Source organism: Methylorubrum podarium (assembly GCF_022179745.1).
Taxonomy (GTDB): domain Bacteria; phylum Pseudomonadota; class Alphaproteobacteria; order Rhizobiales; family Beijerinckiaceae; genus Methylobacterium; species Methylobacterium podarium.
Window position 1 is genome coordinate 1 of the sequence record NZ_BPRD01000034.1, and the last position, 6,905, is coordinate 6,905.

6 protein-coding genes are annotated in these 6,905 nt (G+C 72.6%); all 6 read left to right on the forward strand.

The window, feature by feature from the left end:
- A partial coding sequence (locus tag MFF42_RS01665; protein ID WP_238254027.1) for an IucA/IucC family protein occupies positions 1-2,854 on the forward strand: 2,854 nt, incomplete at its 5' end.
- 20 nt (positions 2,855-2,874) lie between these two features.
- Positions 2,875-4,224 (forward strand): DUF6005 family protein, encoded by a 1,350-nt coding sequence (locus tag MFF42_RS01670; protein WP_238254037.1) that lies wholly within the window; start codon positions 2,875-2,877, stop codon positions 4,222-4,224.
- A complete protein-coding gene (locus tag MFF42_RS01675) occupies positions 4,221-5,057 on the forward strand; it encodes a sugar phosphate isomerase/epimerase family protein (RefSeq protein WP_238254029.1) in 837 nt (278 codons plus the stop codon). The genes MFF42_RS01670 and MFF42_RS01675 overlap by 4 nt, the downstream gene beginning before the upstream one ends.
- Before the next feature lie 21 nt (positions 5,058-5,078).
- Entirely contained in the window at positions 5,079-5,357 is a 279-nt protein-coding gene (locus MFF42_RS01680; protein WP_238254031.1) for a DUF2218 domain-containing protein, read from the forward strand.
- A gap of 51 nt (positions 5,358-5,408) precedes the next feature.
- Positions 5,409-5,930 (forward strand): GNAT family N-acetyltransferase, encoded by a 522-nt coding sequence (locus MFF42_RS01685; RefSeq protein ID WP_238254033.1) that lies wholly within the window; start codon positions 5,409-5,411, stop codon positions 5,928-5,930.
- Positions 5,931-6,096: 166 nt separating this feature from the next.
- Positions 6,097-6,789 carry a DUF4142 domain-containing protein gene (locus MFF42_RS01690; RefSeq protein ID WP_238254035.1) on the forward strand — a complete coding sequence of 231 codons (693 nt, stop codon included), beginning with the start codon at positions 6,097-6,099 and terminating at the stop codon, positions 6,787-6,789.
- Positions 6,790-6,905 lie beyond the last annotated feature (116 nt).

Sequence of the window (6,905 nt, forward strand, 5' to 3'; positions counted from 1 at the left end):
CGGCGAGGCGCAGATCCTCCGCGATCAGTTCCGGCGGGAAACCGGTCGGCGCGGTGGCGACGCGGTCGAGATGGCCGGCGGCGACAGGACGGAGGGGGAGGGTGCCTGGGCGCCCGCCGACCTCGCCGCCCTGGTGGACGCCCTTCCCGCCGCCCCCGAGCACCGGGCGCGGCTGCGGGCCGAGCTGGAGCAGACGGTCGACCTCTGCCGCTGGAACACCCGGAACCTGACGCCGCCGGAGCGCCGCGCCCTGCCCTTCGCCGCGCTCGACGCGGCCTTGTGGGAGGGCCATCCCTACCATCCGAGCTTCAAGGCGCGCACCGGCTTCACCCTCGCCGATCACCGCCGCTACGGACCCGAGGCCGCCGCGCCGTTCCGCCTCGAATGGCTCGCCCTGCGCCGGGATGGACTCGCCCTCGCGCTGCCGGGCCCGGAGGCCGCGTTCTGGCGGGCCGAACTCGGCGGGGAAGCGGAGGACCTGATCCGCCGCCTCGGCGCGGCCGGCCATTCCCTCGACACCCACGCGCTCCTGCCGGTCCACCCCTGGCAGATGCGCCGGCTCGAAGGAGAGGCCCTGCGCCCCTGGCTGGCGGAGGGCCGCGCGGTCGCGCTCGGCACCGCCGGCCCGCGCTACGGCGCGAGCCAGTCCCTGCGCACGCTGCACAACCTCGACGATCCGTTGGCCGCGAGCGTGAAGCTCTCCTTGAGCGTCGTCTCGACTTCGAGCCTGCGCATCCTCGACCCGCATTTCGTGCTGACGGGCCCGGCCCTGTCGGACTGGCTGGCCGCCATCGTCGCGGGCGATCCCCTGCTGCGCGGGCGCGTGGCCGTGCTGCGCGAATACGCCGCCGCGCTGGCCGACCGGGATGGGCCGCTCGCCGGGCATCTCGCCGTGATCTGGCGGGAGAGCCCGCGCCTCGCTCCCGGCGAGGCGGCCGTGCCGTTCAACGCGCTCTGCGTCCGCGAGGCGGACGGCACCACCTTCGTCGCGCCCTGGCTCGACCGTTACGGCCGCGACGCCTGGCTCGACCGCCTCGTCGAGGTCGCGGTGGTGCCGGTCTGGCACCTGCTCGCGGCCCACGGCGTCGCCCTGGAGGCGCACGGCCAGAACATGATCCTCGTCCACCGCGACGGCTGGCCGGAACGGGTGATCCTGCGCGACTTCCACGAGAGCGCGGAATACGCCCCCGACTTCATGACGGATCCGGAGCGCGTGCCGGATTTCGGGGCGATCGACCCCGCCCATGCCGGCCCGGCGGACGACCGCTTCCACGCCATGCGCTCCGCCGCGACGCTGGCCGAACTCGTCACCGACAGCCTGTTCGTCTTCAACCTCAGCGAGATCACGGCCCTTCTCGAACGCCGGCACGGCCTCGACGAGGCGGCGTTCTGGCGCCGCCTCGGCCGGCGGCTGCGGCGGCACGCGGCCGCGCACGGGCTGGAGGCGCGCTTCGCCCGGCTTCAGGTCGAGGCGCCCCGGCTGCGGGTCGAGGCGCTGCTGTCGCGCAAGCTCGGGCTCGGCGAGGCGCGGGGCAGCTTTGACGCCCCCAACACCCTGTTCCCGCCCCCCGACGCCCTTTCCGGAGACCGCATGATCGAGATCGACGGCCGCACCATCCCCGCGGACGAGATGGAGGCCGCCATCCGCCGCGTCGAGGCGGCGGCGGGCTTGCGCGGCGGCAGCGGCGAGCGCGTCGCCGCGCGCTTGCGCGACACCGCCGAGGCCCTCGCCTTCCTCCTCGCCGCCCGCCGATGCGGGGCGAGCCTGCTGCCGATCCATCCGGCCCTGCCCGACGAGGGCGCGCGCCGGCTCGCCGCCCGCGCCGGCTGCCACCGCCTGTTCCTCGACGGCCTGGAGGGCGAGGCCCTGGAGGCCGCCGCCCCGGTTCCGGGGGAGGGCGAGCTGCTCCAGATGAGCTCCGGCACCACCGGCGAGCCGAAATGCATCGCCCGCCCCTGGAGCGCGGTGGCGCGCGAGGTCGAGAGCTACGTCTCGGCCTTCCCCGAGCCGGACGGGATGACACCGGTCATCGCCTGCCCGATCACCCATTCCTACGGGCTGATCTGCGGCCTGTTCGTCGGCTTGCGCCGCGGCCGCGTACCGGTGATCCTCGACACCACCAACCCGAAATACCTCTTGCGCCGCCTGCGCGAGATCGAGCGCCCGGTGCTCTACACCGCGCCGGCCATGCTGCACACGCTGGCCCGGCTCCTGGCCGAGGGCGAGGCCATCCACGCGGCGATGGTCTCGGGCACGCTCCTGCCGGCGCCGTGGTTCTCCGCCATCCGCGGGCGCGTCACCCACCTGTTCCAGCAATACGGCTGCTCGGAAGCCGGCTGCATCGCGATCAATCCGGATCTGCGCCGGGCCGACGCCATCGGCCGCCCGCTGCCGCACCACCGCGTCCGCGCGGGAACGGGCCCCGAGGCCCCGGCGGAGATCGTGGTCGAGGGGGAGGGCGGGACGGTCCGCACCGCCGACCTCGGCTATCTCGAACCCGACGGCATGCTGGTCTTCGTCGCGCGCAAGGACGACACGATCAACGTCTCGGGCCTCAACGTCTATCCCGGCGAGGTCGAGGACGTGGTGATGGCCATGCCCGGCGTCACCGATGCGGTCGCTTTCGCCCGGCCCGACCCGTTCGCGGGCGAGCGGGTGACGCTGCTGTTCAGCGCCGAGAGCCCCGTGCCGCCCCGCGCCCTGCAGGACTGGTGCCGCCGCTGGCTCGCCGGCCATCAGGTGCCGGTCGAGGCGGTGCAGGTCGGCGCCATCCCGCGCGAGGCCAACGGCAAGATTTCTCGACGCGCGGTCGCCGCGCAGTACCGGGACGGCGGCCTGGAGGCGGTGGCGTGAGCGTCGACAAGAACTCCGGCATGAACAGCGAGACGCTGATCGCGGCCATCGGCACGGTTTTGCGCGAGGAGATGCGCCATCCCCATCTCGACGGCTTCGGGCCGGAGGCGCGGCTGAACGAGGATCTCTACCTCGATTCCGTCCAGCTGCTTCAGCTCATCCTGGCGCTGGAGATGACGCACGGGGTCTCGGTTCCGGAGGAGGCGATCAACCGGCAGGACGTCTCGACCGTCGCCGACCTCGCCCGGCTCCTGGCGCCGGGCGCGCAGGAGGATGTGGCGTCGGATGCGGTGCCGGCCGAACCGGCGGCGCCCTCCGAGGGCGTCCACGGCGCGATGCCCTACGACCTGAAGATCCACTGCTTCGTCAGCTGCGTCTGCGACGGGCTGAAAACGCGCGGCATCGACCACCGCCCGTTCTACGCCCTGATCTGGGACGCCGAGTTCGCGATCACCGATCGCTCGCGGCTCGCCTACCACGCGGACGCGATGGACCACGAGTCGTTCCGCTACTGGTTCGAGCGGCTCTACGGCGTGCCGCTCGTGTCCTGGTACGACCATTCCCGCACGAAGGAGGAGAACGTCGCCACCCTGCTCGCCCTCATGGAGCGGCGGGCGCCGGACGAGGGCATCATGGTGATGCTCGACATGTTCCACCTCCCCGAGCGGGAGAACAAGTTCAACCAGAACCCCTTCCCGCACTACCTGCTGGTGTCGCTCTCCGACGATCCCGACCTCTGGCAGGTGCGCGACCCCGACTTTCGCTGGGAGGGCGTGATCGAGCGCGAGCGGATGCTGAACGCCATCCGCCAGCCGAGCGTCGCCGGCGGCTACCGCTTCGATCCCTCGCGCGCCCATCCGCCGACGAAGGCGGATCTGACGGCCTTCTTCGAGGCCTGCTTCCGGCTCGACACCAACCCGCTGATCGATGCGGCCCGCGCCATCGTGCTCGCCCATGCCGAGGAGCGCGGCGGGCTGCGGCTCGCCGATCTCGGCGCGGCTTTGCGCGAATTGCCGGTCATCACCATCCGCAAATGGGCCTACGAGCACGGCTTCGCCTACTTCTGGCGCGCCCTGCGCTGGCCGGATCCGGAGTTCCAGCGGATCTGCGACGAGATCGAGGCCCTGGTGAACGGCCTCACCGCCCTGCACTACGCCGTGCTGAAGCTCGCCCGGACCGGCGAAGCGGGAGAGGACGCCGCCGGGGTCGCCGCCGTCCTCGCGCGGCTCGACGCCCTCGACGCGCAGGAATTCGCGATCAAGCGGCAGCTCGCCGCGGCCTACGCGGCGTGGCGGCAGGCCGGCACAGGGCCCGGTCAGGCCGCCGTGCCCTTCCGCGCGACGCCCTCCCGCGAAAGGCTCTCCGCATGAGAATCGCGCTCTGCACCATCAGCTTCCGCCACCATCTCGTGTCGATCGGCGAGCTGGCCCGCTTCGCCCGCGGCCACGGCTTCGACGGCATCGAACTCTGGGGCGTGCATGCCCGCAATCTCGGCCCCGGCGACCACGCCGAGTGGCTCGCCGCCTACGGCCTGCGCGTGCCGATGCTGAGCGACTACCTGCCCCTCGACGCGCCGCAAGAAACCCTGACCGAGCGGACGGCCGAACTCGCCGGGCTCGCGCGGAGCTGGGGGGCGCCGCGGCTGCGCACCTTCGCCGGGACCAAGGGCAGCGCGGCCGCCTCGGCGGAGGAGCGCGCCCACGTCGCCGGGCGCCTGCGGATGGCGGCGGGCCAGCTCGCCGACCAGGGCCTGCGGCTGGTGGTGGAGACGCATCCCGGCACGCTCGCCGACACCACCGCCTCGCTCCTCGACCTGCTGGCGGCGGTCGATCACCCGAACCTCAAGGTGAACTTCGACACGCTCCACGTCTGGGAGGGCGGCGACGACCCGCTCGCGGCCCACGACCGGCTCGCTCCGCATATCGACTACTACCACCTCAAGAACGTGCGCAGCCGCGCCGACCTGCCGGTGTTCGAGCCGGCCAACGTCTACGCCGCGGCCGGGCGGCGCGAGGGCATGACCGCCCTGTTCGAGGGTGCGCTGGATTACGGCGCCTTCCTGAAGACGCTGCCGCCGCAGGCGGAAGGCTCGCTCGAGTGGTTCGGCGAGGCCAGCTTCTCGGTCCTGCCGACCGACCTTTTTCGCGTGCGCAGCGCCACCGCGGGCCGGCGCGCCGCGAGCCCCCGCCACGCCGCGCGCTGACCCGACATCAAGGAGACCTCCGTGACGAAGAGCCACGCCGTCGTCAGCACCCCGCATGCCGGCCGCTACCTCCAGCAGCTCTGCAAGCACTGGGCTCACCGCTTCGAGACCGAGTTCAGCGCCACCGAGGCCCGGATCGCGCTGCCGCTCGGTGAGACCCGGCTCGCCGCCGACGCCGAGACCCTGACGATCGACCTGACCGCAGGGGATCCCGCCCACCTGCCCGACCTGCGCGACGTGGTCGTGCGCCACATCGAGCGCTTCGCCTTCCGCGAGACGCTCCGCTTCGAGTGGACGTGAGCCCGTCCTCGGGAAAGCCAAGAACACCTTCGCAGGGAGCCAGAGACCGGAATGAGCGGCATGAGACGCGACGGGGACGTGATCATACGGGCCATGGCTGAGGCCGACGCGCCGGATCTCTTCGAGATCTACAACCAGCCCGCCTTCCGGCTCGGAACCCTCGCCCTTCCTTACGAATCCTTCGAGGCCGTGAAGAAATGGGCCGAGCCGCGCTCGCCGCGGGATCTCCACCTCGCCGCGGAGCGGGACGGCCGCGTCGTCGGGGCGGCGGCCCTGCGCCCCTTCTACGGCCGGCGCGCGCACGCGGCGGAGTTCTGGATCGCGGTCCACGAGGATTTCGCCGGAAACGGCATCGGCTCGCGCCTGCTCGCGGCGGTGATCGATACGGCGGACAACTGGATCAACGTTTCGCGCATCGAGATGACGGTCTTCACCGACAACGCGCGCGCCATCGCCCTCTACGAGAAATTCGGCTTCGTCATCGAGGGCACGCACAGGGCCGCCAGCTTCCGCAACGGCCGCTTCGACGACGTGCATTGCATGGCCCGCCTGCGCCCTCCGACCGGGCACTGAAGCACTTCCGAAAGGCCGGCCCGGTCGGGTGAGCGTCTTCGATCGAAACCGCTCCCGGCCGCCAGGAACATTGCTGATTTCGCGAAGGTTTCGCCCGTCAGACTCCGGCATCGCTCGAAGACAATCGGCGCCCGGCTGTCGTTTCCAGACCGGGAGATCCGAGACCATGCATCGGCGCGACTTTCTGACGACTCTGCTGACGGCAACGGCGGCGCTGGCCGTCACCCGCACGGCGCTGGCCCAGCCGGCGCCGGCCGGTGCCATCCCGGCTCCCGTCTACCTTGCCATGGCGACGAAGGGCGGCCTGTTCCTCGAGAACACGGCGCGCGACGCCCACGCCAAGACCCGCAACCCGCGCGTCAAGGCGTTCAGCCGGGCGGAGGTGACCGAGCAGGTCAACCTCGCCCGCAAGCTCGATCCGTATGTGGGCGCGGGCGGTCCCATGGCGGGCGGCGCGCCCGCCGGTCCGGGCGGCCTCGTCGGCGGCCTGGTCGCGGCGCCGCTGGCGGTCGCGGGCGGTGTCGCGGGGGCCACCGGCGGCGCGGTCGGCGGCGTGGTCGGCGGCGCTCTGGGTGCGCCCGGCGGACGCGGTCCCGGCGGCATGACGACGGACGAGCAGAAGGCGCAGATCCTGTCGCAGCTCTCCGGCATGCCGGGCGGCCCCGACTACGACGCGATGTTCGTCAACGCCTCGCTCCAGGGCCACCAGGAAGCCTACCAGATCCACGGCTCCTACGCCCAATCCGGCGACGACCCGGCGCTGCGCCGCATCGCGGCGGGCGCGATCCCGCTGATCCAGCGCCACATCGCGCAGCTCTCGCGGATGCAGGCGATGATGGGCGGGGCGCGGCAGGGCTAGGGCCGGGGCCGAGCACGCCCGCGGAGGACAGGACCCTCGCGCGAGGGTCCTGTCCCGGCGCGGGACCGGAGACGCGGCGCATTGCCCCGGTCTCCGGAGGGATGCGCCGCGTCGGC

Excerpts from the sequence above, each read along its gene's own strand:
- MFF42_RS01690 (WP_238254035.1), top strand. The coding sequence starts at position 6,097 with ATGCATCGGCGCGACTTTCTGACGACTCTGCTGACGGCAACGGCGGCG.
- MFF42_RS01675 (WP_238254029.1), top strand. The coding sequence starts at position 4,221 with ATGAGAATCGCGCTCTGCACCATCAGCTTCCGCCACCATCTCGTGTCG.
- MFF42_RS01685 (WP_238254033.1), top strand. The coding sequence starts at position 5,409 with ATGAGCGGCATGAGACGCGACGGGGACGTGATCATACGGGCCATGGCT.
- MFF42_RS01670 (WP_238254037.1), top strand. The coding sequence starts at position 2,875 with ATGAACAGCGAGACGCTGATCGCGGCCATCGGCACGGTTTTGCGCGAG.